The sequence below is a fragment of the Streptomyces sp. EDA2-14 genome (genome assembly GCF_054963755.1).
This window is the reverse complement of sequence record NZ_JBUEGE010000001.1, coordinates 357,292-380,535: the sequence shown is the minus strand read 5'-3', so window position 1 is coordinate 380,535 and position 23,244 is coordinate 357,292. Positions and strand designations below refer to the sequence as shown.

The 23,244-nt window shown below is 68.4% G+C and carries 29 protein-coding genes and 1 tRNA gene; 6 read left to right on the top strand and 24 right to left on the bottom strand.

Going from position 1 to position 23,244, the window contains the following annotated elements; genetic code table 11:
* Positions 1-3: 3 nt before the first annotated feature.
* Positions 4-1,647: a dynamin family protein gene (locus ACY34M_RS01670; RefSeq protein ID WP_462717215.1), complete on the bottom strand. Its 1,644-nt coding sequence runs from the start codon at positions 1,645-1,647 to the stop codon at positions 4-6.
* A gap of 333 nt (positions 1,648-1,980) precedes the next feature.
* Here ACY34M_RS01670 and ACY34M_RS01665 point away from each other — a divergent pair.
* Positions 1,981-2,053 (top strand) — tRNA-Arg (locus ACY34M_RS01665).
* Positions 2,054-2,412: 359 nt separating this feature from the next.
* Entirely contained in the window at positions 2,413-2,982 is a 570-nt protein-coding gene (locus tag ACY34M_RS01660; protein WP_462723881.1) for a hypothetical protein, read from the top strand.
* A 119-nt stretch (positions 2,983-3,101) separates the two neighbouring features.
* On the opposite strand, the gene ACY34M_RS01655 is transcribed toward ACY34M_RS01660, so the two are convergent.
* The 18 genes from ACY34M_RS01655 to ACY34M_RS01570 all read right to left on the bottom strand — a co-directional run bounded on the left by ACY34M_RS01655 (position 3,102) and on the right by ACY34M_RS01570 (position 16,939).
* Positions 3,102-4,490, bottom strand: a complete 1,389-nt coding sequence (locus ACY34M_RS01655; protein ID WP_462723882.1) for a tyrosine-type recombinase/integrase — start codon at positions 4,488-4,490, stop codon at positions 3,102-3,104.
* A complete protein-coding gene (locus ACY34M_RS01650; protein ID WP_462723883.1) occupies positions 4,490-4,693 on the bottom strand; it encodes a helix-turn-helix transcriptional regulator in 204 nt (67 codons plus the stop codon). Before ACY34M_RS01650 ends, ACY34M_RS01655 begins: the two co-directional genes overlap by 1 nt.
* Before the next feature lie 345 nt (positions 4,694-5,038).
* On the bottom strand, positions 5,039-6,430 hold the full coding sequence (locus tag ACY34M_RS01645; protein WP_462723884.1) for a DNA primase family protein: 1,392 nt from the start codon (positions 6,428-6,430) through the stop codon (positions 5,039-5,041).
* Positions 6,431-6,467: 37 nt separating this feature from the next.
* The gene (locus ACY34M_RS01640) at positions 6,468-7,382 is read right to left on the bottom strand and encodes a bifunctional DNA primase/polymerase (protein ID WP_462723885.1); all 915 of its coding nucleotides are present in this window, start codon (positions 7,380-7,382) and stop codon (positions 6,468-6,470) included.
* A 90-nt stretch (positions 7,383-7,472) separates the two neighbouring features.
* Positions 7,473-8,312: a phosphoadenosine phosphosulfate reductase gene (locus ACY34M_RS01635; RefSeq protein ID WP_462723886.1), complete on the bottom strand. Its 840-nt coding sequence runs from the start codon at positions 8,310-8,312 to the stop codon at positions 7,473-7,475.
* 106 nt (positions 8,313-8,418) lie between these two features.
* Entirely contained in the window at positions 8,419-8,697 is a 279-nt protein-coding gene (locus ACY34M_RS01630) for a hypothetical protein (protein WP_462723887.1), read from the bottom strand.
* A complete protein-coding gene (locus tag ACY34M_RS01625) occupies positions 8,694-8,894 on the bottom strand; it encodes a hypothetical protein (RefSeq protein WP_462723888.1) in 201 nt (66 codons plus the stop codon). Before ACY34M_RS01625 ends, ACY34M_RS01630 begins: the two co-directional genes overlap by 4 nt.
* Positions 8,895-8,908: 14 nt before the next feature.
* The gene (locus ACY34M_RS01620) at positions 8,909-9,097 is read right to left on the bottom strand and encodes a hypothetical protein (RefSeq protein WP_462723889.1); all 189 of its coding nucleotides are present in this window, start codon (positions 9,095-9,097) and stop codon (positions 8,909-8,911) included.
* A 3-nt stretch (positions 9,098-9,100) separates the two neighbouring features.
* Entirely contained in the window at positions 9,101-9,394 is a 294-nt protein-coding gene (locus tag ACY34M_RS01615) for a hypothetical protein (RefSeq protein ID WP_462723890.1), read from the bottom strand.
* Positions 9,395-9,547: 153 nt separating this feature from the next.
* Positions 9,548-11,770 (bottom strand): cell division protein FtsK, encoded by a 2,223-nt coding sequence (locus tag ACY34M_RS01610; RefSeq protein ID WP_462723891.1) that lies wholly within the window; start codon positions 11,768-11,770, stop codon positions 9,548-9,550.
* A 104-nt stretch (positions 11,771-11,874) separates the two neighbouring features.
* Positions 11,875-12,210 (bottom strand): hypothetical protein, encoded by a 336-nt coding sequence (locus ACY34M_RS01605; protein ID WP_462723892.1) that lies wholly within the window; start codon positions 12,208-12,210, stop codon positions 11,875-11,877.
* Complete coding sequence (locus tag ACY34M_RS01600) at positions 12,207-13,175, bottom strand: DNA cytosine methyltransferase (RefSeq protein WP_462723893.1); 969 nt, start codon at positions 13,173-13,175, stop codon at positions 12,207-12,209. Before ACY34M_RS01600 ends, ACY34M_RS01605 begins: the two co-directional genes overlap by 4 nt.
* Positions 13,172-13,822: a GGDEF domain-containing protein gene (locus ACY34M_RS01595; protein WP_462723894.1), complete on the bottom strand. Its 651-nt coding sequence runs from the start codon at positions 13,820-13,822 to the stop codon at positions 13,172-13,174. The genes ACY34M_RS01600 and ACY34M_RS01595 overlap by 4 nt, the downstream gene beginning before the upstream one ends.
* Positions 13,819-14,790, bottom strand: a complete 972-nt coding sequence (locus tag ACY34M_RS01590; protein WP_462723895.1) for a DUF2637 domain-containing protein — start codon at positions 14,788-14,790, stop codon at positions 13,819-13,821. Before ACY34M_RS01590 ends, ACY34M_RS01595 begins: the two co-directional genes overlap by 4 nt.
* Positions 14,787-15,077 carry a hypothetical protein gene (locus ACY34M_RS01585; RefSeq protein WP_462723896.1) on the bottom strand — a complete coding sequence of 97 codons (291 nt, stop codon included), beginning with the start codon at positions 15,075-15,077 and terminating at the stop codon, positions 14,787-14,789. Before ACY34M_RS01585 ends, ACY34M_RS01590 begins: the two co-directional genes overlap by 4 nt.
* A gap of 128 nt (positions 15,078-15,205) precedes the next feature.
* Entirely contained in the window at positions 15,206-15,697 is a 492-nt protein-coding gene (locus tag ACY34M_RS01580) for a nucleoside 2-deoxyribosyltransferase domain-containing protein (protein WP_462723897.1), read from the bottom strand.
* Positions 15,694-16,050: an HIT family protein gene (locus ACY34M_RS01575; RefSeq protein ID WP_462723898.1), complete on the bottom strand. Its 357-nt coding sequence runs from the start codon at positions 16,048-16,050 to the stop codon at positions 15,694-15,696. The genes ACY34M_RS01580 and ACY34M_RS01575 overlap by 4 nt, the downstream gene beginning before the upstream one ends.
* A gap of 73 nt (positions 16,051-16,123) precedes the next feature.
* Positions 16,124-16,939, bottom strand: a complete 816-nt coding sequence (locus ACY34M_RS01570) for a DUF4097 family beta strand repeat-containing protein (protein WP_462723899.1) — start codon at positions 16,937-16,939, stop codon at positions 16,124-16,126.
* Between the two features lie 603 nt (positions 16,940-17,542).
* Between ACY34M_RS01570 and ACY34M_RS01565 the strand changes: the two genes are divergently transcribed.
* Together ACY34M_RS01565 and ACY34M_RS01560 are read left to right on the top strand one after the other, a co-directional pair.
* Positions 17,543-18,310, top strand: a complete 768-nt coding sequence (locus ACY34M_RS01565; protein WP_462723900.1) for a helix-turn-helix domain-containing protein — start codon at positions 17,543-17,545, stop codon at positions 18,308-18,310.
* A complete protein-coding gene (locus ACY34M_RS01560) occupies positions 18,310-18,783 on the top strand; it encodes an NUDIX domain-containing protein (RefSeq protein WP_462723901.1) in 474 nt (157 codons plus the stop codon). Before ACY34M_RS01565 ends, ACY34M_RS01560 begins: the two co-directional genes overlap by 1 nt.
* Here ACY34M_RS01560 and ACY34M_RS01555 read toward each other — a convergent pair.
* The 5 genes from ACY34M_RS01555 to ACY34M_RS01535 form a co-directional block, all read right to left on the bottom strand.
* Entirely contained in the window at positions 18,780-19,340 is a 561-nt protein-coding gene (locus tag ACY34M_RS01555) for an HD domain-containing protein (protein WP_462723902.1), read from the bottom strand. The two genes, ACY34M_RS01560 and ACY34M_RS01555, sit on opposite strands and share 4 nt — an antisense overlap.
* Positions 19,341-19,351: 11 nt before the next feature.
* Complete coding sequence (locus ACY34M_RS01550) at positions 19,352-19,798, bottom strand: winged helix-turn-helix domain-containing protein (RefSeq protein WP_462723903.1); 447 nt, start codon at positions 19,796-19,798, stop codon at positions 19,352-19,354.
* A gap of 186 nt (positions 19,799-19,984) precedes the next feature.
* Positions 19,985-20,719: a pentapeptide repeat-containing protein gene (locus tag ACY34M_RS01545; protein WP_462723904.1), complete on the bottom strand. Its 735-nt coding sequence runs from the start codon at positions 20,717-20,719 to the stop codon at positions 19,985-19,987.
* 22 nt (positions 20,720-20,741) lie between these two features.
* Positions 20,742-21,047 (bottom strand): hypothetical protein, encoded by a 306-nt coding sequence (locus ACY34M_RS01540; protein WP_462723905.1) that lies wholly within the window; start codon positions 21,045-21,047, stop codon positions 20,742-20,744.
* The gene (locus ACY34M_RS01535; RefSeq protein WP_462724105.1) at positions 21,044-21,340 is read right to left on the bottom strand and encodes a DUF6313 family protein; all 297 of its coding nucleotides are present in this window, start codon (positions 21,338-21,340) and stop codon (positions 21,044-21,046) included. The genes ACY34M_RS01540 and ACY34M_RS01535 overlap by 4 nt, the downstream gene beginning before the upstream one ends.
* Before the next feature lie 859 nt (positions 21,341-22,199).
* Here ACY34M_RS01535 and ACY34M_RS01530 point away from each other — a divergent pair.
* Both ACY34M_RS01530 and ACY34M_RS01525 read left to right on the top strand, forming a co-directional pair.
* Positions 22,200-22,469: a prevent-host-death protein gene (locus ACY34M_RS01530; protein WP_462719207.1), complete on the top strand. Its 270-nt coding sequence runs from the start codon at positions 22,200-22,202 to the stop codon at positions 22,467-22,469.
* A complete protein-coding gene (locus ACY34M_RS01525) occupies positions 22,459-22,917 on the top strand; it encodes a PIN domain-containing protein (protein ID WP_462719206.1) in 459 nt (152 codons plus the stop codon). Before ACY34M_RS01530 ends, ACY34M_RS01525 begins: the two co-directional genes overlap by 11 nt.
* Positions 22,918-23,244 lie beyond the last annotated feature (327 nt).

The following is a 23,244-nucleotide window of genomic DNA, read 5'->3' as shown; positions in this document are numbered from 1 at the left end:
CCCTCACCTCTCCTTCTGAAGCAGCGAAAGGGCCGCGATCAACTCGGCCTGGGATTCGGGTGTGATGTCGAGCGCGTCGAGGGGCGCGAGCCGGCGCTCACGCTCCGCGCCGATGACGGTGTCCAGGTACTCGTTCAGGAGCTGCCCGCCTCGGTCCCGCAGCCGCAGGGCGGCCTGGGCGCCGATCCGCTCGGCCAGGTTCTCGCCGGCGGCCTTGCCCCGGCGCCCACCGAGCAGGCCGGTGGCGACAAGCGCCGCGACGGCCTCGGCGTCGGGCGGCGATGCGTCCATCGCCTGGGCGGCGACCCGTACCTCGTCCTCTGCGTACTCCTCGAGCACCCGCCGCCAGCGTCGTACGGCGAGACCGATCCGCTGCTCGGCGGTCTCGGACTCGGTCTCCTGCCTACGCAGCTCGGGGGCCCGCGCGCCCGGCTCCCGACGCCAGGCCTCCTCCACCCGCTCGTCGGCGGCGGTCACCGCACACGCCAGCAACGAACCGAGGCTCTCCACGAGAGCATCAAGCAGCTTGCCCGCCGCACAGTCCGCCGGGTAACTGCGCCAGTGCTTCAACGCGTTCCCCGAGAGGACACCGCCCTTGCGCAAACGCTCCAGTACGCGCGCGTGCTCGCTCTCGTACGCGTCCTCGACGGCGGAGGTGAGCCGGACCATGGCGGAGTGCTGGGCTGCGACGGCCGAGGCCAGTTCGGGCATCCGGGCACGCAGCGAGTCGAGCGTTCCGCGGGCGGTGCGGGCCATGGCGCGGGCGCGCGCCTCGGGGTCCTGGGCGCGATGGGTGAGCCAGGCGCGGAGCGGGGCGACGGCGGTCGCGGGCAGCAGCCCGCCGTTGCCGGTCGACTCCGGCAGCTCCGGCACCGTGAACCGCGGCACCTCGCCGAGCCCGGCCTTGGCGAGCAGCGCGCCGTACTGCCGGGAGACCTCGGTGACGACCTGGTGGGGCACCCGATCGAGCACGGTGACGAGCGACGCGTCGTACTCCTTGGCGGTACGCAGCAGCCGCCAGGGCACCGCGTCGGCGTAACGGGAGGCGGTGGTGACCATCACCCACACGTCGGCGGCGCTGATCAGCCGTGCGGCGAGCGTGCGGTTCTCGGCGACGAGGGAGTCGATGTCGGGGGCGTCGAGCAGGGCGAGCCCGCGCGGCAGGACCCCGGAGGTCTCCACGCGCAACACCCGCACCTCGACATCGGGCACGCCCTCGAGATCGTCCTCCTCCTCACCTTCCGCATCCAGGCCCCCGTCCGCCTGCTTGGGCACCCATACGCGCGTGAGGTCGGGCAGTACCCGCATCCCGGAGAACCAGTGGTGGTCGTCCGGGTGGCAGACGAGGACGGGCGTACGCGTGGTCGGCCGCAGTACCCCGGCCTCGCTCACGACCCGCCCCACCAGGGAGTTCACCAGGGTCGACTTGCCGGCGCCGGTCGATCCGCCCACCACGGCGAGCAAAGGCGCTTCGGGAGCCCGCAGGCGGGGCACCAAATAGTCGTCGAGCTGTGCGAGCAGTTCGCCGCGGTTGGCACGCGCGCGTGGAGCCCCCGCGAGCGGGAGCGGAAAGCGCGCGGCGGCGACACGGTCGCGCAGCGCGGTAATTGCGTCGAGCAGCTGAGGCCGAACGTCCAAGGTCACCACACGTGAAGAATGCCCAATTTTGGCTGCTTTATGAAGCATATGACCACGTCTGCGTGCCGATAAGTCACGCGATAAGGCACAGGAAGCACACAGCGGGACGGAAGGGGCGACTGGGGGCGCAGGCATAACGAGTGCACAACACCCGAGGCGTATGACGCCAAAAGCGCTGCAGGATTCGTACCTACCTGCGATTATCGGGACCGCTTCACCGAACCTCCACATCGTGCCGCGGAGGCGAAGCAGCAGGGACAGGGACCCGGGAGCCCTATCCTTGTCCCCGGCAAGGTCACGGATCACCCACATCCGCCCGACCAAGCCACCGGCCACACACCGGCCCCCGTAGCTCAGTGGATAGAGCAGGCGCCTTCTAAGCGCTTGGCCGCAGGTTCGAGTCCTGCCGGGGGCGCCTCTCTTAGGCCCTACTTCGGTAGGGCCTTTCTGCTGGTCAGAGCAGGTCTTCTTGAACACACGGCAGCGCCGGACCCTCCCCTGGCGACCGTGGGGAAGATCCGGCGCTGTCCGGCTGTCACCGGGTTCTTGCGGGTGGCCACGGTGGATACACGGTGGCGCTTCCAGACACGAGTCTGCCCTGGGATGCGCCACGTGGAACGGTTAGGCGGCGGCACCGGCATGCTGTTGTCCACCCGGCACCCCTATGCCGACAGCAGAGGACGATCGGCGCATGACGGTCACGGTCGGCGGTCTGCCTTACAAGTTCGGTGACACCGGTGATGCGCGGTGGGTGTGTCGCGCCAGAATGCAAGGATGGACTCAGGGATTGCAGCACTTGCCGGGGCCGCCGTCGGCGGCGTCCTGGGGGCCGGCGGGACGTTGGGGGCCGCATTCCTGACAGGTCGCCTACAGAGACAGAATCAACACGGCCAGTGGCGCCGCGAGGGCCGACGTGAGGTGTACAGCACGTTCATCGCCTCTGTGGCCGAGTTTCAGCGGGCGCTTGAGGAGTGGATACAAGCTCACGAGGTCTGGGGCGATACACCGCGAGACGAGCGCGATTTGGCGGCTTTCACCGCCGTCTTGCAACAACTATCAGAACTTTGGCCACCGATCCGCACTGCACGTTCCGTGGTCGCCGTGGAAGGGCCAGAAGAGGTCGCCGAGCTCGCCCGCAAGATCGACAACGTCGTGATGCATGCCGTAAGCCTTGCGGATTTGACTCTCGAATCCGTCACATACCGACTGAACCTCAGCGACGCCGAGACGAGCCCCTATGTAATCCGGGCTCATGAGAATCTCGTCGACAGCTACGTGCATCTTGAGGGATTCACAACCAAGGCTCGCGCAGCCTTGGACGCGCCGAGCGTGGCAGGCGACTGATTCATCAAGTACGGATCTCCCTTCGAGCTTGCTCCACTAGGCAGTTACCGGCAATCAATACAGTGAAGCGCAGGGCCCTCCCCTGGCGACCGTGGGGAGGGCCCTGCGCTGTCCGGCTGTCAGGCCGTGTCCGACAGCTCCGGGAGGTCTCCTCTCGCCTCGATGCGCTTCTTGAGGTCCGAGAGCTGCCCAGAGATGCACCGCGCGTATGTGGTGAGCAGCACGGGCACGCTATTGCCTGCCCACTCAGCTACCTGCGCGGGCGGGATGCCGTCGTTGAGCCAGTTCGTCAGGCAGGTGTGCCGCAGGTCGTACACGCGCCTCCCGAGCGGTGAGGAGAACTCCTCGGGGGTGAGTTGCTTCTCACGTGCCGTACGCCACGCGCGTCGAATGACCGAGCCTGCGAGCATCTCGCCCTTCTCGCCAGGGAACAGAAGGTCGCCGGGCTTCAGCTCACTCGCCGCGATGTGCTCACGCAGGATGCGCGTCAGCGAGGAATGGCCAGGAACGACACGAGTGTCGTCCCGAGCGCGGCCCTTGAGCCCACGTCGTTCGTGGATCTCACCGTTGTCCGTCCAGTTCTTCCCGACCTCGGGCTGAGCCGTGTGGAACACCAGCTCGCACCACTGGTCCTCGGCGCTCCGATCCGGCAGGTGGACGTCGTAGACGTGCATCGCGATGACTTCCTCGGGCCGGGCCCCCGCGTAGTACATCGTGGCGAAGAAGGAATGGAGCCGTTGGCCGCCACGTGGTCGCTGCCGCACCCAGCCGAGCAGGCGCGCCGCTTGCGTGGGGTTGAGCAGCGATCGTTTGTCGACAGTGGTCGACGTCTTCGGCGCGGTCCCCTTCCCCTTGGGCAGGGGGTTCGCCTTGAGGACTTGATGCGTCACGGCGTACTCCATGACGACGTTCAGGATCCGTCGGTGGCGCTTGACCGAGCTTGCCGCGGCCGTGCTGCCATCGAGTTTCAGGGAGAGCGCTTGAAGCACCTCGGCCACCTTGGCGGGGTCCTCCCACGCGGCCATGGAGAGCGTGTTCCGCTGCACCCATTTGAGGATGGCCGCCACGGCCGACGGGGCCTCTTCCCGGCGCCGGGTGTTGAACGCGAACTCCCGTAGGGCGGTCCGTACGTCCACCGGCTTGAAGTTCGTCGGCGACGTTCGCAGCAGCGCGACCGTGGTTGTGGTGAGCGCCTTCGCCACGTTCTTGCGGTTGTTGCCACCCGTGCGTACCCACTGCGCATCGGCGAACTGCACAGCGAAGTCGTACCAGTTGACGTCGCTCGCGCCGGACCGGTGGGAGACCGGGCGGCCCGTGGTAAGGCTGAACGCCTCGCCACGACGCGTGGCGCCGACCAGCTCGGAGCGGAAGGCGTCGGCGAGTGCGCGGGTCTTGAACGGCGCCCGCCATTCCCTACCGTCCACGGTCCACCGGACCGTGTAGGTGGTGCCGCGAGCCTGCTTCCGGGTCCCGATCTTCCAGATCTTGACGTTGTAAGTGCCCTCCATCAGGCGCAGTCCTCCCGGTCATCGAGCCAGTTCTCGTAGTCGCTGCGCCTGATCCGGAGGTCACCGTTGGGCAGCTTGATGCAACGCGGCGCGCGCCCCTTGGCGCGCCAGTCGTAGAAGGTGGAGCGCGAGATCGTCAGGTCTTCGCAGATCTCCGCGAGCGTGAGCTTGTCTTCTCGCGACCTCGGCAGAGCCGTCGTCATTGCGCGCTCCTCTTGTGGGTCGAGTCGGACAGTCCGCTCCGTGACTTGGCTTGGGGCCCGGTCGACCAGGCGCACTTCTGGTGTTCGAGCAGGGGTTGGTGAGACATTCCGTGGCTCCTCGGGGAAGCGTCGGGAGTGGCGGGGAAAACTGGCGGCACAATGCTGTGGACCGCGGACCATCGCGGACCACCCTGTTTGACCTGCGGTTTTGCAGGGGGTGTTGTGCGGACCATCGCGGACCACTCTTGGAGGCGTGGTCCGCGATGGTCCGCAATCGGGGTCGGGAAAAGGTGCAGGTCAGATGGTGTGGTCCGCGATGGTCCGCGGTCCTGGCGATTGCGGGCGTTACTCGGTGGCTCCGGGCACGGGCCGGACCGTGATGCCGGTGTAGATGCGCACGCGGGTCTCGCCCTCGCGGGGCCGGCTGACGGCCAGTTGAGGGATGGCGGATTGGAGATCGCGGCCGAAGACCTGTTTGCTGCCGGGCTTCACGCCGTTGTCCTCGGCCCACTCGCGCCAGATCGCCCACAGGTTGTCGACGGGGATCGTGCAGGCCGATCCCGTGGCGCAGCGCTCACGGATGAACGCGGTCGTCGGCGACGCGGTGTCCTGCATGGTGGTGACCGCATCCCGGCTGGCCGTCGGCTCGGTGATCCTGCGCGTGCGCTGGAGGCGCGCGAGCCCGTCCAGGGCCCAGTTGAGAATGCCGGGCAGTTCCGCAACGAGCCGGTCCAGGAGAGTGGAGTCTTCCTGACCGAGCCAGGAACGCGTGAAGTTGAGGACGATGAAGCGTCGGGCGATGACGCCGGAGGAGTCTCCGAAGTTCGGCAGCTCGTTGGACAGCATCATCAGCCGAGTAGGCAGCTTCCCCGTCCACTGCTGCCGGAACTTGCGGTCGATGTCGATGGTGTCCTCACCGGAGATGGTCAGCAGCCGCTCCACAACTTGACTGTCATTGCCGGACAGGCGGGCATCGGAGATGACCGCGAGCGGCTTGCCGATCAGTGTGGCCATCCCGAAGTTGGTACCGAGCCCGGCGAGAGTGGGGCCGGCGAGGTTGTTCTTGCCGACCAGCTCTTTCATGACGCGGGCGATGGTGCCCTTGCCGGAGCGGGACGGGCCGACCATGAGCAGGATCTTTTGCTGGTCGGTGCGGCCGGACAGGACGTAGCCGAACCACTCCTGAAGCGCCGCGATGGCGTCCGGGGCATCGGGCCAGATGTCGGCGAGGAAGCGGTGCCACTCCGGTGCGGTGGCCTCCGGGTCGTAGGCGAACGGGACGGAGACGTGGTTGAAGAAGTCCGGGGTGTGGGTCAGTAGTTCCCGGTCCCGGATGCGCAACAGTCCGTTCGTGCACGCCACGATGGGACCCCACTCGCTCGTGTCCTCGCCGCCGCGGTCCAGCCAGGCGGGAGCGTCGACGTCGGCGGGCAGCAGGGTGATGGAGCCGAGTGCGTCCAACAGGTTGCTGATCTTCGGCTTCGTCGGGGCCCACTCGCGCGGCTCCATCTGGTCACCCTTGCCGGGCACGAGAAAGACCGCGTGTTCCAGGCGTTCGTACATGCCCGCGCGGATCTGCTCCTCGTCGATCTCGCGCCAGTGCGTGCGGCTCCACTGCATCCATGAGCCTCGCCAGCGCCGGCACACCATCTGTCCGTCCTCGTTCTGCCAGTCCGGCAGGATGCGGCGGGCGACGGCCATGGGGTTGGAGGGCGCGGGCAGTTCTTCGGCGTTCATGCAAGGCCCCTCCTTTCCGTGGTGGTGCGTACGGGGGTCACGCCGCGGTGGACGCGGTGAGGTTCAGGCCGTTGGTGACGGCGCGGCGCGCGTACGGCTCGGGGACGCCGACCACGACGGCGGCCGTCACGACCTGCTCGGCGAGAGCGTCCAGTCCGCACGGGCCGGGGCACTGCGCGTGCTGCCGGGCGAGGAACCGACCGACCGCGAACGCCTGTGTTCCGGCGCCGGAATCGGGATGCTCGGCGATCAGGGCCAGACCGCGTTCCAGACCGGTACGGACGTAGCCCTCGGTGTGACGGCAGCCGTGGGCCACCTCCCGCTTCCACAGCGCGTGAGAGGCGCTGGAAGAGGCCACCGCGCCGAGCCGGGTGGCCTCTTCCTCTCGGACGGTCAGGGAGCGCACGGCGTCCGGCAGACCGGTCATGGTGCCGGTGCCGGGGCCGAGCCAACGGGCGTAGGCCATAGCGGACTTGATGTCGACGCCGGGCCGCACCGCGTTGGCCGAATGCATCGTCCCGAGGTACAGCCAGTGCTCACCGCGCGTCGTGGTGACAGTGCGGGTGGCAGGCAGATTCAGCCTGGCCCACGCGATGGCCGCCGCGTCGTCAAGGTCGACAACCGTGAGACCGGCGCCGGCCGGGTGGTAGGCCACAGCCACCGCCCTGCGCCACGCGGTCGACCAAGCGGCAGAGGTGAGCGTGTCCGGCTCGGCGGTAGCCGCGGCCCACCCGTGGCAGGGGGCGGGGCACCAGCAGGGGCCCGGCGTCTTCATGTGGGGCCGTCCGCCGCACGCGTTGTGCGCGCAGTCCGGGCAGTTACCGAACGGCACCTTCCCGGACCGCAGGGGCAACACGGGTGCGCCCTTGGCGGCGAGCGTCAGCGCGGTGGACAGCAGTGCGGGCCCAGGTGGCCGGAGGCCGTCTCGCCGCAGGGGGGTCGGATGGGTCATGCTGGGGGTTCTCCTGCTCTCTTGGAGGGACTGGAGATCCGGGGCGGGGTGCAGGCTTGTGGTGAGACGGCACCCCGCCTCGGGCGTTGTTCAGGTCATGCACCAGCCGGAGTCACAGCCGGTGTCGAACTCGTCGAACGGCAGGACGTCCACGCCGTCCGGGATCGCCTTGCGCAACGGGCGGGCGAACCGGGTCAGGTAGACGTGGTCCTTGCCGAGCATGTCGCGGCGCTCGTTGAGCAGGTCTTCGAGCTGGCACGCCTTCTCGAACAGCTCCGGCTCGCTGCGGCGCATCTCCTGCCAGGCTTCGGGCCGGTGGAACGGGCAGAACCAGCAGGAAGACTTGGGCGGCACGGGCAGGCCCGCGCTGCGGATGATGCGGGCACAGTCGATGCGCCGGATGCCGCGTTCCAGCAGCGGGTATTCGATGCGCTCGTGAGGTTCACAGCGTCGGTTGTTGGCCCGGCCGATCTCGTCGAGGCTGATGCCGATCCCGACTGTGGCCGGATGTTCGGCGCTGGCACCGCGGCGCTTGAGTTCGTCCGCGATGACCTTGATTTTGAAGCTGGCCGTGCAGGAACGGGTGCCGGGGGCCCCGTTCGACATCCGTACCGGGATCTTCAGCGAGCGCGAGCCGGGCCGGGTGAGGTCCTGATACAGAGTGCGGACTTCCCCGGTGCGCTTCATGACCCGATCAAGCAGCACGAGTTCTATGCCGTGGTCCTCGGCGAAGGGGCGGGCGTACTCGTCGACGTAGCGGATCGTGCCGGGGTGTTCGGAGTCGTCGCCGACGTTGGCCATCAGGAAGGTGCGGTAGTCGAGTTCACCGCGGGCGGCGAGGACGAGTGCGGCGGTGGACTGCCAGCCGCCGCCGAAGCTGAACGAGCGCAGCTCCCGTACGTCCGGGCCGGGTATGGCGGTTGTGGTCATGTTCTTGGTTCTCCTGATCACATGGAGGGACTGGGAGGACCGGGGGCGGGGTGCAGGCTTGTGGTGAGACGGCACCGCGTTCCGGATGAGGCTGGGAGGACCGCGCTCACGCGGCGTTCCCCTCAACGGTGTTCGGGATAGTCGGGGTGGTGCGGGTTCGGTGCTGGGGAAAGACGATGACGGCCGCCCCGGATCCGCTCTCGTCCTCCGGCGCGGGGTGCGGCTCGCCGGGCCCGCCCGGCCCGTCCGGCGCCGTGGTGGCCGCCAGAGCAGCGGTGAGTGTGTCGTCGGCGCGGCGGGCACGGGCGTGGCCGGTGAAGGTGATCGCGGCGAACAGGGCGGCCGGGGTGGCGAGCGCGGCGGCGGCGATGAGGTCGCCGTTCATGACCGCTCCCGGTCGACGGTGGCCAGGAGTTCGGGCAGCGTGCCGCCGAACTCGGCGAGACGGTCGCGGATGGCGGTCCAGGAGCCGGTGTCGATGCTCATGAGCGCGGTGATGGTGGCGGGGACGTCGCCGCGGGCGTGCGCTTCCAGTGCGGTCCGCAGCTCTCCGGCGGCCATCAGGGTCGGGTGCTGGGGCATGGCGTCGGTCCTCCTCACAGTTGCTGGAACGCGTCGATGACGGCGGTGGCGAGTTGGTTGATGGGGCCTGCGGCACCGGTGGAGGCGAGGAAGAAGCCGAAGCCGGTGGCGACGAACGCGCTGCCGTAGCCGAGCGAGCGGGAGCGCAGCAGGAGGAACAGGACCAGTCCGAACAGGGCGACGAGCGAGAACGTGACGGCCATGGGTCATCCCTTCTTCGCGAACGGGTGGGCGGGTGTGGTGGGGGTCTGGTGCTGGCCGTCGCGGTAGATGCGCAGCCAGAGGTTGAACAGGTGGCGGCCGACGCGTATCCGTTTGCCGTGGCCGTGGCAGCGGCGGCAGGTCTTGCCGCGCTTGGGGCGGCCCTTGCGGTCGGTCTTGATGGCGTGGCCCATGCCGTGGCAGCGGCGGCAGTCGCCGTACGGGCTGCCCGCACACACTGCGACGTAACCGAGCGTGACGACGAGTAGGCAGGCGCTAGCAGCGAGCAGGGGTGTCATGGGATGCCCTCCGGGCAGGTTTTCGGGGATTCCCGCAGGTGAGGTGCTAGATGCGAGTTCCCTGATCAGACGGGGAATGGGGTGCTAGCGGGGCTGCTAGGTCTAGCAGCGCGGGGGTGCTAGACCTAGCAGCGGTGCGCGCCCCTCTCGGGACTACTTTTCGTCACGCTCCGCGACGGCCTTGAGGACGTCGGCGCGGGCGATGCCGCGCCGGGTGGTGCCCTTGCCCTTGTCCGTGGTGCCCCAGACATCGAGCGCGCTGACGCCGTGCGGGCGCAGGTTCTTGGCGACCGTCTCGGCCTTCCAGCCGCTGTAGACCTCGGGGCGGAGGTTGGCGAGGCGGGTGGCGACCTTCTCGTTCCACACCTTCTCCTCGTCGACCGCGACGACGTTCAACACGTCGGCGAGCAGGTCGAACCCAGCGGTCTCGGTCTCGGGCTGCTGGCCGATGGCGTGGCCGGTGACGTTGCCGTACTCCTCGCGCATCTTCCGCGCGCGGGCCACGACCTGCTCGGCGCCGACGGCGTCGACGAACGCGGAGGCCACGATGCGCGGGTCGTCGCCCTCGCCGGCCATCCAGCAGATGCCCCGGTCGGTGCGGGAGAACATCGTCGCCCGGTATCCAGCCTTGTACATCGAGGTGCCCAGCACCATGTCGTTGGCGGGCTGGCCCATGACCTTGAGGCAGAACCGCAGCACGGCGTTCGCACTGATGCCGGTGGGCAGCGACTGCGCATCCGGGCGCTGGGTGCCGAACAGCATCGTCATCCCGAGCGCGGGACCGCGCTTGCCCAGGTCAGTGGCGATTTCCTCGATCTCCTTCCCGTACTTCTCGTGCTCGAACGGGACCTGGCACTCATCGAACCCGGCGACGATCGGGTGCAGCCCGAGCGTCTTGTCGTTCGCGAGTTCCGGGGTGACCTTGGACTCCGGGCAGCGCGAACGCGGCAGCGACTTGATGACCTTCGCGCGGCGCCGCAGCTCCTGGCGCAGCTCGCGCAGGGCGTGCAGGACGTATTCGATGTCCTCGTCCTCGTCGCCGGCCCGGTAGCGGTGGCAGATCGGCTCCAGGGCCCCGAAGTCGCCGGTGCCCTTGAAGTCGAACGCGTGGACCTCCGCGCGCGGGTCGAGTGCGGCGATGAGCAGGAACAGCCGCATCAAGAACGTCTTGCCCATGCGCGGGATCGAACCGACCACGACCGAGGCGAACATGAGGGTGACGTCCACATCCCCCATGCGCTGGTCGTTGCCGAACACGACCGGCTTGAACAGGTCGACGCTGCCCGACTTCAGCAGCGGCCAGGCCGGTTTGGTGGTCTCGTTCATCGGCTTGTCCCCGACCCACAGGATCAGCCGGCCCTCGTGCTCGTCCGGGTCGGCCGACGGCCACACGCAGCCGACCTTGCGCCGCAGACCCGAAGCCAGCGCCTTGCGGGACTCCATGATGTCCTCCGGCGTGACACCCCAGGGAAGGTCGAGGTCGGCGCGGTAGCCGGGGCCGTCGCGGGTGACCTCGGAGGTGAAGCGCATGCCGTTCATGTCGCCGCCCTTCTTGATGGCGGCGGTCAGCTTGGCGTTGCCGATGTTGTCCAGGGCGCGCAGCACGATCGGGTGCGTCAGCTTCTGCAGCTCGGTCTTCAGGACCGCGCGGCTGATCACCGGCTCGTCGACGGTGCCGCCCTTGAACCCGGCCACCAGCACGGCGGCCGACGCGAACAGCACCAGCATGCCGGGCGCCAGCACGTAGGCGGCCAGCGCCAGCGGCACCCCGATGAGCCCGGCCAGCGCCATGACCAGCATCCGCAGCCGTACCCGCCTATCGCGCTGGCGGGACAGCTTCAGGTACTCGCCGGTGTTCTCGTGCTCCACCTCGTAGGCGCGCAGCGGGGCCGCTTCGGCGTCCCACACCCACCGGTTGGTCTGCGAGACCAGCCGGGCCGCACCCCGCGGAGCGTCCATGGACAGGCGCAGCGCGTACCAGGGGGTGCGGATGCCGTGGAACACCGTGGCGTACAGGGCATTGCCGCTCGCGCGCTGCACCGTGGACACAAAGCCCGGCTTGGACGTCAGCCACGACGGCAGGATCGGCTTGCGCTTGAAGGTGGTGATTCCCGGCTTGGGGAGGTTGGGCGGGTCGACCAACTTCGCCGGTGCCGAGTCGGGCGACTCCTCGTCGTCCTCGTCGGCCGACTCAACGGCGGTGGAGACGGCCGACTCGTCGACCACAGAGTCGGGCGACTCGACCGCCGCACGGTCGGCCGACCCGGCACGAGCGCTGCGCGCCTTGTCGAGGTCGACTACCTCGCCGCCGGGGTCGGCGTTCATCTCGGCTTCGAGGTGCTCGAAGAACTCGTGGTTCTCGTCGGGGTGATTCACTGAACTTCCTTCCGCTTCCGGGTGTGAGGGATCGCGGGCCCGGTCGTCGCTGTGAGAGGTGGGCGACCGGGCCCGTGGCACACGTACGAGTCGGGGACGGGCGGTTACAGGTCGAACAGGCCCGGCGCCTCGGCAGCCGGGGCGGCGGCCGTGCGGCGCGCGCGGCGGGCGGCGGCGGTGTGGCAGTCCGGGCACCACGCGACCAGCTCGGCGGCGGGCAGCGAGGCGGCCGTCACCGGCGAGGCGAGCGGGTCGACCGGGGCGGCCATCAGCCGCACCCGGTGCCCGTGCTTGCTGGTGTAGCCGTCGTGCTCGTGCAGGCAGCGCCCCTCGCCCTTGGCGTGCGGGTTGCCGCACTGCCCGCTGCACTGGCAGCGGTAGCCGGCCGCCTCCATCACCGGGCTGAAGACGGCGGTGCCAACGATCGGTTGGGACTTCATGCCGCGCTCCTTTGCTCGAAGGAACCGGCGCGCGCCGACAGCAGACGCAGCGCGGCGGCGGCCTGCGCGGGCACCACGCCGTTGCCGAGCGCTTTGAGCTGCTGGGTGCGGGTCAGTTCGGGAACGGCGGCGACGTGGCCTGCGGGCAGGCCCATCATCCATTCGACGAATGCGGGGCTCAGGCGTCCGCGATCGTCAGTTGCCCAGGGGGCACGGCGGCCCGTGACCGCCTCCCACCGCGCGATGGCCGGGGCGTATCGGCCCCAGCGCTGCGGATCGTGTCCGTCGCGGTCGGGGTGGGCAGCAGCCATTCGGCCTCGTCGGCCAGCGTCGGGCCGTGCCCGCCAGACCGCCGCTTGTCGGGATGCTGCGATCCGCCGTTGACCGCCAGTTGTGCCGTGGGGGTCTTCAGCAGCGCTACCGAGTTGGGAAGCTGCCCCTCGTATCCCTCGCCCTTCCAGTCCCTCGCGCAGGGCGTCGGGAGCTGTGGCGAGGACGATGAGGCGGCGCCGCTCGTGCGGAGCGCCGACCTCGTCCGCGCGTACAACGTCCCAGTCCGCATCGAGCCCGAGGCCGGCAAGGTCGCAGAGGACAGTGTCGAAGCCGAGTCGAAGGTGGTTCGCGACGTTCTCAAAGACCGCGATGCGGGGTCGAAGTACCCGAAGGGCACGGGCAATGTACGGCCAGAGGTGCCGCTCATCAGCGGTTCCTTTCAGCTCGCCGGCCAGGGAGAACGGCTGGCACGGATAGCCGCCGATGTAGATGTCCACCGGTTCGACGTCGTGCCAGTCGACGGCGGTGATGTCCCCGAGGTTGGGCACCTCGGGGTGGTGGTGGGCGAGGATGCGGGCGGCGCCGGGGTCGTTGTCCGCGACCCAGGCGAGCGTGCCGCCGAACACCTCCTGGACGGCCGTGTCCAGGCCGCCGTATCCGGTGCACACCGAGCCGATCCGCAGCCCCGTCATGCCGCGACCCCGATCGAGGGCGGGGCGGTACGGGCGCCGCGGCGTCCGGAGCGGCGCCCGGCGACCGTGGCGAAGAGCCTGCCGAGCCCGGCCCGCTTGAGGCCGGTGCGCGCCTGCTTGGCCGCGTACATGGACTCATCGGCCCGCCGCAGCAGACCGGACAGGTCGTCCGTGGGGAAGTCGGCGGCGCGGACCCAGCCGAGCGAGACGGTGGTGTGCACGTCGGGGTTCTGGCCGTCGACGGGGCGGGCGAGGATGCCGTGCAGCAGGGCGAGCAGGTCGGCGGCGACGCCGTGCTCGTCAATGAGGACGGCAGCGAACTCATCGCCCCCGAGCCGGCCTGCCACCCCCTTGCGGCCCACGTGGCGGGTGAGCCGGTCGGCGGTGGCCTTCAGCAGGACATCCCCGGCGGCGTGGCCGTAGGTGTCGTTGATCTGCTTGAACCGGTCCACGTCGGCCAGCACCACGACCGCGCGCGGGTCCTTGAGCAGGGCCGTGGCGCGGCGGGTGAAGGCGTCGCGGGTACGCAGCCCGGTGAGCGGGTCACGGCGGGCGACGTGCAGGCGCCGGCCGAGCCAGCGCACATGCACCGCCCATCCGACGGCCAGCGGACCGGAGACGGCGAGAACGCCTAACAGGGTGCTCATGCCGCCACCTCCCCGGCCGTCTCGACGGCGTGCAGCGGGCGGTTGGCGCGCTCGCTCAGCAACTGGTCGCGCAGTTCGCGGGAGTTCGCGGCCGAGCAGTGCAGTGCGGTGCGGAGCGCTTCCGCGTTGATCGCGCCGTCCGCCCACTCGGCGGTGGTTTCCCGCGCCTCGGTGAGCAGTTCGGCCGGGGTCCTCGACGCCTTGGGCGCCTTGGCCTTGCCCGTCCGCTTCCGCGGCGGCTTGGGCGCCTGCTCCTTGACCGGGGCGGGCTTCTCCTCGACCGGCGGGGCCAAAGGCTCCTCACCGGCCGGGGCGAGATCACCCAGCTTGAGCAGGACCCGCGCCCGTCGTGGCGTCTTCGAACGCCAGCGACGACCGTGCTGCTCGCGCAGGTCCGCGCGGGCCAACTGCCGCTCCCGCTCACGGGCGAGCGCGTCGGCGTAGGAGGTGATCTCCCACAGCGTCATCCGGCGCCACAGCGTGAAGGTGGGCCAGGGGGCGAGCAGCCACCGCGTCCACCGGATCTTGTCCATCCGGCGGCCGGTCACCGCGCCGATGCGGACGGCGTAGATGTGGGCGCCGATCTCGGAAAAGACCACCCACAGCAGCGGCATCGTGCCGTGCGCCAGCTTGGCCCACATCCCGTGTCCGGCAGCGACGTTCAGACCGCAGGTCACCAGGGTGAGCAGCCAGGGCACACAGCGCACCCACGCGAGCGCCATGTCCATACGAATCAGGAGCAGGTTGGCGACGGTGAACACCGGGATGGCCACGTCGATGCCGACCGGCAGCATCCACGGCTGCTCGAACCCCCACCGCAGCGCGGCAGAGGACACGGCGTCGAAGGAGGCGAGGAAGCCGAGCGAGCCGACGCCGGCCGCGAATACGGCGCCGACTCCGGCCAGGCCCAATTCCGGGCGCGTCAGTGGCGGAACCGCCGGACGCTCGATGGTCTCCGGGGCGCTCATGCGGCGACCCCCTTGCGGGTGCGGCGGCGGGCGACGGGGCGGTTCAGCGGGAGGACGTTGCCCGGCTCCGGCACGTACGTGTCGAGCGCGTCGGCGGCGAGGCGGATCGCGTCGTCGACCAGGTGCGGGTTGTCGGCGAGGATGTCGCGCGCCGCGTCCTGGCGGGCCGCGCGCTCCTCGGCGCTCTCGCCCTCCACCCCGAGCCACAGGTCGACCGGGGTGCCGAGGGCGAGTTCGATGTAGTCGTCAGCGGAGACGACCTGGTGCGTACCGACGAAAGACTTCATGGCGAAACTCCTGATGGGAGGGACTGGAGAAGCCGGACGGGCGCAGGCTGTGGTGAGACGGCACCCGTTCCGGACCTCCGCCGCGAGCGCGGCGAGGTGAGCGCCCCAGCTAGGGGCGGTGTGGCGGCCTAGCGGGCCGCGATGAGGTACAGGGCGGCCGTGACTGTGTCGGCGAGCGTGTCGAGCACGGGGACGCCGTGGCGCCGGGCGACGTAGATCAGGTAGCGGTTGCGCTCGGGGTTGGGGCAGTCGGGCGGGCAGCCCAGCACCGCCCGGCCGGTGGCGACGTCCAGCCCGAATTCCACGTTGGTGGTGAAGCCCGGCAGGGAGCGCAGGTCGCGCGGAATCCAGAACAGGATGGCGTCGGCGGCGGTGCGAGCGTCGGTCTCCCAGCCCACCTGGTCGTCGTAGTGCTCGGCCCGCTTCCCGCCCCTGGATTCGGGGGTGAGCACGGTCAACGGGTGCGGGCCGGTCCAGCGGGCGGCCAGTTCCGCGACGGCGGAGGGGCGCCAGGATTCGACGTCGCCTCCGGCGCGCGGGGTGGGCCCGGCAAGGAAGACCTTCGGCCCCTCGGACGGGATCGGCTCGCGGGCGTGGACGACTGAGAGCTTGCCGCTCACCGGCCCTCCTCGGTCTGCTGCGGGGTCCAGGGCAACGGCAGGTCGTCGCCCGTGCTGCGGGGCACGACGTGAATGTGCAGGTGGTAGACGGTCTGGGTCGCCTCGGCACCCTTGGACGTGATGATGTTCGCGTTCGGGCACTCGGCCATCAGCTCGGCCGCGCACGCCATCGAGCGGGCCGACACCGCAGGGTCGACACCCGCGTCCGCGACATGCTCGCGCGGGATGACCAGGACGTGGCCCTCGTTCACCCCGCCGCGCGGGCGGATCGCGAGGACGTCGTCCCACTCGCGCACAACGGTCGCCGGGGCCTTGCCCGCTGCGATGGCACAGAACACGCAGGTCTGAGACATGATCAGCTCTCCTCGTTCCGGCCCCGCGCACGGGCGGGGCCGGAAGGTAGGTCCGTGACGGGCGAGCGCGGGACTAGCTGATGTGGAGGCTGCCGCTGGTCACGCGGCGGCGGACGTTCAGGTGACCGGCGCCCGTGATGGAGGCGTTGCCGGAGGTGATGCCGACCGCGAGGCGCCCGGTGGACTGCGGGGTGGCGGCCATCCGGACGTTGCCGGAGGTCATCGTCAGCCGGGCGTCGGTGCCGCTGTAGGCGCCGACCGTGAAGTTCCCGGAGGTCAGGTTCGCGGCGAGCGTGCCGGTCACCTCGCCGATCCGGACGCTGCCGGAGGTCATGCCGGCGTCCAGGTCGCCGACCCGCTCGGCGGTGACCGTGCCGGAGTAGCCGTCGTAGTCAAGCCGGGCCAGCTCGCCCGTGACCACGGTGTCCGCAGAGTGCGTGCTGATCTGCGCCTCGGACCGGGCGGGCAGGTAGACGGTCGCCGTGATCGGTGTCGCCGCGGAGGCGTCGCCCGCGCTGTCTGCGGTGACCTCGCGGCCGTTGATGAAGACCCGGCCGCCGCGGTTGCCGGAGACGTAGACGTTGCCGCCCACGAACGAGACGCCGTTGCCGCCGGAGAAGGTCATCGTGTTGCCGCCCACCTGGATCGTGGTCTGACCGCCACCGGAGCCCTCGACGTCCGGCACGCGGACCGTGACGCGCTGGCCACTCTGCCGGATGACGGTGTCGCGGACGGCGTCGGCGGACGGGCCGGAGGTGGCCTCGGTGGTCAGGACGATGCGGGCTTGCTTGAGCGTCGGGTCGACGGCGAGGCGGATGCTGCCGGCGTTCATCGTCAGGTCGAGCGCGATCGGGCCGAAGTTGTCCACGGGGATGATGCGTTCGGTCATGGCCGACTCCTGGAAAGGAAGGAGGGACTGGAAGACCGGCGGGCGCAGGCGTTGGTGAGACGACGCCAACCGGGATGAGCGGAGCGTTCGCGGCTCCCCCTCACCGCACCTTCGGGAGATGCGGATCGGGCAGCCGGCCGCCGCACGAGGCGGCGAAAGCTGAGGTGGTGCGGTGTCTCCTTCGCGGGTGCCGCGCCCGTATCAGGTAGCGCGGCATGGCCACGTTGTAGGCGTATGGAGACGTGGTCTTTCGACCTAAGCCATCCCGATGACAAGGGCCGGGTGCCCTCGGCCCGATCTGTCCCGGGCCCCTTGGCGCCGAATCCGAGGACTCAACGCCCGATCTTGCAGGTCAAACCACTTCCACTCGCTCGATGAACCGATCCGAACGAGAGGAACATGTATTACGTGTTCCTCATCATGCAGAGGGAGGTTCGCGTCGTCAAGTCCTTCGACTTTTTGAGTTCCGCGAGCCCTCGTGCTCGATGTACCTACAGACTGGCCGCGGCCGGGGCGACGCTCGACTCCGCAGGTGTACGGCTCAAGTCGTTCTCGGTTAGCGTGAAGTCGTACCAAGTCGTCCCAGAGAGACGGAGGTTGGCCGTGGCGAACGAGCGGCTGCGCGGCGCGATCGTGGATCTTGGCCTCAGCCTCGATGAGGTAGCCGAGCGGTTGGGCGTGGCATCCAAGACGGTCGAGCGCTGGATCAACGAGCCAGAACGCAAGCCATACCGTCGCTTCCAGTACGCAACGGCGTCGCTCCTGAAGTGCGAGGTCTCGTACCTGTGGCCGGACGAACGCACGTCAGCCGAGGTCACCGCCTCAGGCAACGCAGAGCTCGTCAGGCTCTATCCGCACCGCTCCGTCGTGATGCAGACCCTCTGGCCGAAGCTCTACTCCACAGCGACTCGCCAGTTCGACCTATTGGTGTACTCCGGGTTCTGGCTCACGGAAGACGCCACGTTCCACCGCATCGTGAAGGAGAAGTCGGCCGATGGTGTGCCGATCCGCCTCATGCTCGGAGAGCCCACGTCGCCGGCCGTTGCCGTGCGCGGAGAGGACGAGGGGATCGGCGGGGCCATGGCGGGCAAGATCCGCAATGCCCTCGTCAACTACGGCCCGCTCTTCGGCCTTCCTGGAGTGGAGTTCCGGCTGCACAGCACGACCCTGTACAACTCGATTTACAGGGCCGATGACGAAATGCTGACGAACGGACACCTCTACGGCGTGGGCGCCTACATGGCCCCTGTACTGCACCTGCGTCGTGTGCCCGGAGGCGAACTCTTCGACTCTTACGCTGAGAGCGTCGAGAAAGTATGGGAATCTGCCCGCCCAATCACTTCACCCGCAGACTGTGAAGGCACGGACTGATGAGCCGCATTGACTACTTCCGCGACCCGAGTGCACCCAAGGCCAATTCCGTCGTCCCGTCGGTGACTGCGGTCGTTCGGGACGACACCGGGCGGTTGCTGCTTATCCACAAGACCGACAACGACCTGTGGGCGCTGCCCGGAGGCGGTCATGACATCGGCGAACGCATCGCTGACACCGCAGTACGGGAGGTTTCGGAGGAGACCGGCATAGACGTTGAGGTGGACAGCATCGTCGGGCTCTACACGGACCCCGAGCACGTACTCGCGTACGACGATGGCGAAGTCCGGCAGCAATTCTCCATCTGCTTTCGAGCCCACCCTGTTGGTGGCTCTCTTAGGACTAGCAGCGAATCGAAAGAGGTCCGCTGGGTTTCCCCAACGGACCTCGATGGACTCGAAATCCATCCCTCGATGATGCTTCGGATTCGGCACGGCCTCGATGACTCGCGTCGAGAGCCCTACATCGGCTAATCGCCGGCGGAGGCTCGTGCCAACCGACCCTCCACCCGATTCGCGGCCGCATGAATCTCGGGAGCTGCACGCCGAATGAACCGCCACACGATGGTGTCCGGGCCGTACCTGTGCTCGATCTCCCCCAGCCGCTCGGCCGGCGTGGTCTCCGTCCCGTCCGGCGTCGTCGTCATGTCGCAGTAGAGCAGGGCATCAACGAGGTCAGGACGTTCCAACTCGAACTCCCCCTCCAGGTCCGCCCTCAATCCGCGCTCCTCGGCCTCCAAGAGCGCGCAGGAATGGTGCGCGACGAGGCGGACCACCCGCTCGTCCGCTCGTTCCTGGTCGCGCAGAAACCGGGCTCCGTCCAGCGGGTGAAATCCGGTGGTGGCAATCGTGGGCGAGTACCCAATGTCATGCAGTACCGCGGCAGCTTCCAGCAGCTCTGCATCGCTACCGAGGATCGGGCCCAAGGAACGGGCTCGCTTTGCCACTCCGAGTGAGTGCGTCCATCGGCGTGGAAGCGGTTCGGCCAGCAGCGATTCGGAGAGCGAGTACGCCCACTCAGTCAGTCCCATGGCTGCCAAGGCTACGACCGAACGCTGGTTGACGGGAGAGCGCGTACTGTCCGCCCCTTGCCGTGAACGGTGTCAAGCAACCCAGTCCCCTCCATCTGGGCAATGGCCCGGCGAACGGCCGTACGTGAGACCCCGAAGCGCTCGCAGAGCTTCGCCTCTGACGGAAACGTGTCTCCGATGGCCAACGAGTCCTCCGAGATCATGTCGGTCATGCGCTCGGCGAGCGTCCGACGGTCGCCACCGCGAGCAACTCGCCAACCGATGCCCGGTGCGGACTCCAGAACGCCTTCCGCCTCAAGAACCTTGAGCGCCCGCCGGATCGTGTTCCGGGAGACCCCGTGCGACCGCATCAGGTCGGCTTCGGACGGGAGAGCGTCAACGATCTCGCCATGCTCTACCGCCGTCCGTAGCGCCTCTGTGATGACCAAGTAGGTTCCGCGCGGACTGGCCTCCGACACTTCGTCTCCTCTCGCCCGCCATTGCTTGCTGCCAAGAGTGCCACGACCGGCAAGCTCATCTCCGGACAGAGGGTATGCCACGTGTTTGACTATCCAGTTAGGCCCCTGAAGTGCATAAACGAACCGGACCTCCTGGAAGAGCCAGTGTCCGATGTATCCGGTCGAGAAGGCTGCAACACACGTCTTTCAGACCCGAACGGCGCCTGGTCGGTCTGGCGCGCGCCCACCATGCACCTGATAGATACCGGGACTGATCTCGTCGGAGTACTGCAAGACAACTGATTCCAACGCGACTGGCCACACAGTTTCCCGGTTCCAGACCGCGCCCGGCGGAAGGTGTACTCCCAAGGCGTCCTTAAGCCTTGCCCCGCTCAGGTCCGCATCACGCAGAATCGCGCCGGTCAGGTCCGCGCCACGGAGGTCCGCGTGGCTCAGGTGCGCGCGATGGAGGTCCGCCTCGGTCAAGACCGCTCGGGTCAGATTCGCGCGAGTCAGGAAGGCGTGGCTCAGGGTCGCGCTGCCTAGGTACGCGCGCGTCAGGTTCGCGTTATGCAGGAACGCACCACGCGCATACGCGCCAGTCAGGAGCGCGTCGCTCAGGTCTGCGCCGATCAGGTTCGCTCGGGTCAGGTCCGCGCGGGTCAGGTCCGCGCCACGCAGGTCTGCGCCCCGCAGGGCCGCGCGGGTCAGGTCCGCGTCACGCAGGGACGCGTCACTCAAGTTCTGTTCGTCACCCGGCCTGGGCACCTGCTCAGTGAGTGCTTGGGCTTCGGGTACAGGCTCTCTAGGCACCTCGTCTGCGCCCTGTTCGATGGCCCGAGCGGTTTCGGTGATCGCGGTGGAGGGCGCGTCAGGACACGCAAGGAAGAGCAGTCCGCGTAGGGCGGCCGCGTGTTGGGCGCGTTCGACTTCCGTCACCACGTCTCCAGAGTAGACCGGGGGTTCATCGCGAAGAACCCTGCCGCTTGACGCAAATTGGACAGCGGTAGTGGGGCCGGGCGTTGACCGCCAGCAGAAATCCGATGGCTTCGTTCTCGGCCCGGTGCACGATGGCGGTGGTGGTTGCCTGGGATGGAACTGCCGTTCCCATGATGGTCTCGATCAGATGGGTGAAGTGCTTCTCAGCTCTCTTCCAGTCCGGTTCGGAGTTCGGCCCGGCGCCTTCTGGGAGATGACGGGCGCCGAACGCCAAGATCGCGCGCCTGACAGCGTCACTGCCCACTTCATATGCGTCGTACAGGGAGATCACACGCCGCCCCCGGAGGACGGCGGACCGGGCTGTTCAGCCAGTCGGCGCAGTTCGTCGAGGACATCGTGCAGCTCACGGGCATGGTGGGCCTGGATCTGTTCGGTGATGACATACCCAGCCGCCGCGCCGACAATGGCGGGAATCGCAGCCCATCCGATCAAGGACAGCGGCCATGCGCACCACTGAGGGCGGACGTCAGCTGGCGAGGTGATTCCGACCATCACGTCGTAGGCGTTCGCCCAGCCGATCAGGAAGCCGTCGAGGACGTATAGGGCCCCACACATCGTAAGCACGATGGCGCCCCGACTGAGCAACCAGTAACCGAACCGCGGTAGGGCGTGCCGGGCTGCCCAACGGCCCCGTAGGTGTTGCCGCCAACCGGGCGGCGGAGGGCCACCGGGAGCGGATGCGGGTGCTGTGGACACCCTGATCACGATAGGGGCGATCCCTCTGGATTGGGAGTGGAACAGCAGACACGAACTCCACGACGTACCTTACGAGTTACTCGCAAACTGGCACCCAGGATGCACCCTGGGCCAACACGAAGTGCCCCAGGTGTCCGACTATCCGGCTAAGGCACTGACCTGCTCGAATGGGCCGGTCCCTCAGTAGGGCCAGTGCTCGGTGTGTCAGGTCAAGGAGGCTGCGACACCGCGCAACTGAGTGTTACGTCTCTCTGTCGTCGCACCCTGAAGGACTCCCTTGAAGGGAGTCGGAATGATGACTTCCGGTGGACCCACGGTGGCGTCACTTTCTCCCGTGTCGACCGACACTCCAAAACACCAGGTCAGGGCGCAAATCGTCCGCGATGGCCCGAGTCACTTCTAAGCGCTTGGCCGCAGGTTCGAGTCCTGCCGGGGGCGCCTTTCTTAGGCTCCGCTTCGGCGGGGCCTTTTTGCTGGTCAGAGCCTTTCTTCGCGACACGCCGTTACCCGCCCAATCGGCCACCTGAGCGGGCGGGGCCCCGCCGTTGAGCCACTTGGCCAGGCGAGTGCGCCTGGCAGCACATCACCGTGAGACCAAGCGACTTCACTCATACGCGATCGCGGATGCTGGCAGGCCTGCGTCGCAGCGGCAGCGGCTCACGTCGGCGTACCCGCGCTTGAAGCACGCGGTAGCACCAGGTAGCACACTGTCGATATCGTGGGCAGCATGACAGCGCAGCCCGAGATCACTCAGCGTGATCTACGCACCCGCTCCAAAGAGATCATGGACGCCGTCCAAGGAGGGCAAGCGTTCACCGTCACCCGTGATGGGCACCATGTCGGCGAGCTCGTCCCGCTCCGGCGCAGGCGTCGTTTCGTTCCCCGTGCCGAGTTCGCGGCCATGTCAAGCACCGCCCCTGACATCTCGCTGGACGCCTTCCGTGACGACCAGGACGTCGTCGTCGAGCAGGAGTTGGACGACCCGTATGCCCGTTGAGCACGAGCAGGGGCTGCTCGACACCAACATTATGATCCTGCGCAAGTGGATCGATGCCGATGAACTGCCTGCCGAGATGGCCATCACCGCCATCACCCTCGCGGAACTTTCCGCGGGCCCCCACCAGGTACGCGGCAACGCCGAAGAGAGCGACTACGACGAGCATGCCGAGCGGGCCCGGCGCATGGACGTCCTGCAGCGCGCTGAGAACGAATTCGATCCCATCCCTTTTGACGTGGAGGCTGCCCGCATCTACGGGAGGATCTGCGCCGCCGTCGTTTCGGCAGGTCGAAAGCCACGCCGGCGAGTGGCCGACCTGATGATCGCCGCAGTCGCGGCTGCCGAGGAACTCCCCCTCTTCACCACCAACCCTGATGACTTCAAGGGCCTCGACGGCTTGATCACCATCGTTCCCGTCACGCGGCCCGAAATCCTGCACGACCGGTAGCACCGAGCCCGAGTGACGGGCGTGGCCGTATCGCGGGGCCCCAGTCATCGACACATCCGCGCTGAGTGCATCGCTCGGCCCCCTGGCGCCTCAAGTAGCGCCGTGGCGCAGCCCACCGCAATCACCTCGTGCACCAGCAGTTGCGGCCCGCTTCATGAGGCTCGCTGCACCCGCGGCTCGAAATCAGCACAGGCAACCGCACAAGTAGACTCACCAGCCGGATAAATGTTCAGCGATGGATGTCGATGGACCGGGGCGGGACATGAGGCAGGGTTCGCCTCGAATGTCAGTGGCTACCGCCACAATGTCCGGTGTGCTCGTGGGGTC

Coding starts and splice junctions, on each gene's coding strand:
- ACY34M_RS01585 (WP_462723896.1), bottom strand. CDS start 15,077: ATGAAGTCTTTCGTCGGTACGCACCAGGTCGTCTCCGCTGACGACTAC.
- ACY34M_RS01650 (WP_462723883.1), bottom strand. CDS start 4,693: ATGACGACGGCTCTGCCGAGGTCGCGAGAAGACAAGCTCACGCTCGCG.
- ACY34M_RS01600 (WP_462723893.1), bottom strand. CDS start 13,175: ATGACGGGGCTGCGGATCGGCTCGGTGTGCACCGGATACGGCGGCCTG.
- ACY34M_RS01575 (WP_462723898.1), bottom strand. CDS start 16,050: ATGTCTCAGACCTGCGTGTTCTGTGCCATCGCAGCGGGCAAGGCCCCG.
- ACY34M_RS01620 (WP_462723889.1), bottom strand. CDS start 9,097: ATGGCCGTCACGTTCTCGCTCGTCGCCCTGTTCGGACTGGTCCTGTTC.
- ACY34M_RS01560 (WP_462723901.1), top strand. CDS start 18,310: ATGAGCCGCATTGACTACTTCCGCGACCCGAGTGCACCCAAGGCCAAT.
- ACY34M_RS01625 (WP_462723888.1), bottom strand. CDS start 8,894: ATGCCCCAGCACCCGACCCTGATGGCCGCCGGAGAGCTGCGGACCGCA.
- ACY34M_RS01635 (WP_462723886.1), bottom strand. CDS start 8,312: ATGACCACAACCGCCATACCCGGCCCGGACGTACGGGAGCTGCGCTCG.
- ACY34M_RS01645 (WP_462723884.1), bottom strand. CDS start 6,430: ATGAACGCCGAAGAACTGCCCGCGCCCTCCAACCCCATGGCCGTCGCC.
- ACY34M_RS01630 (WP_462723887.1), bottom strand. CDS start 8,697: ATGAACGGCGACCTCATCGCCGCCGCCGCGCTCGCCACCCCGGCCGCC.
- ACY34M_RS01590 (WP_462723895.1), bottom strand. CDS start 14,790: ATGAGCGCCCCGGAGACCATCGAGCGTCCGGCGGTTCCGCCACTGACG.
- ACY34M_RS01595 (WP_462723894.1), bottom strand. CDS start 13,822: ATGAGCACCCTGTTAGGCGTTCTCGCCGTCTCCGGTCCGCTGGCCGTC.
- ACY34M_RS01615 (WP_462723890.1), bottom strand. CDS start 9,394: ATGACACCCCTGCTCGCTGCTAGCGCCTGCCTACTCGTCGTCACGCTC.
- ACY34M_RS01530 (WP_462719207.1), top strand. CDS start 22,200: ATGACAGCGCAGCCCGAGATCACTCAGCGTGATCTACGCACCCGCTCC.
- ACY34M_RS01525 (WP_462719206.1), top strand. CDS start 22,459: ATGCCCGTTGAGCACGAGCAGGGGCTGCTCGACACCAACATTATGATC.
- ACY34M_RS01605 (WP_462723892.1), bottom strand. CDS start 12,210: ATGAAGTCCCAACCGATCGTTGGCACCGCCGTCTTCAGCCCGGTGATG.
- ACY34M_RS01570 (WP_462723899.1), bottom strand. CDS start 16,939: ATGACCGAACGCATCATCCCCGTGGACAACTTCGGCCCGATCGCGCTC.
- ACY34M_RS01660 (WP_462723881.1), top strand. CDS start 2,413: ATGGACTCAGGGATTGCAGCACTTGCCGGGGCCGCCGTCGGCGGCGTC.
- ACY34M_RS01555 (WP_462723902.1), bottom strand. CDS start 19,340: ATGGGACTGACTGAGTGGGCGTACTCGCTCTCCGAATCGCTGCTGGCC.
- ACY34M_RS01640 (WP_462723885.1), bottom strand. CDS start 7,382: ATGACCCATCCGACCCCCCTGCGGCGAGACGGCCTCCGGCCACCTGGG.
- ACY34M_RS01655 (WP_462723882.1), bottom strand. CDS start 4,490: ATGGAGGGCACTTACAACGTCAAGATCTGGAAGATCGGGACCCGGAAG.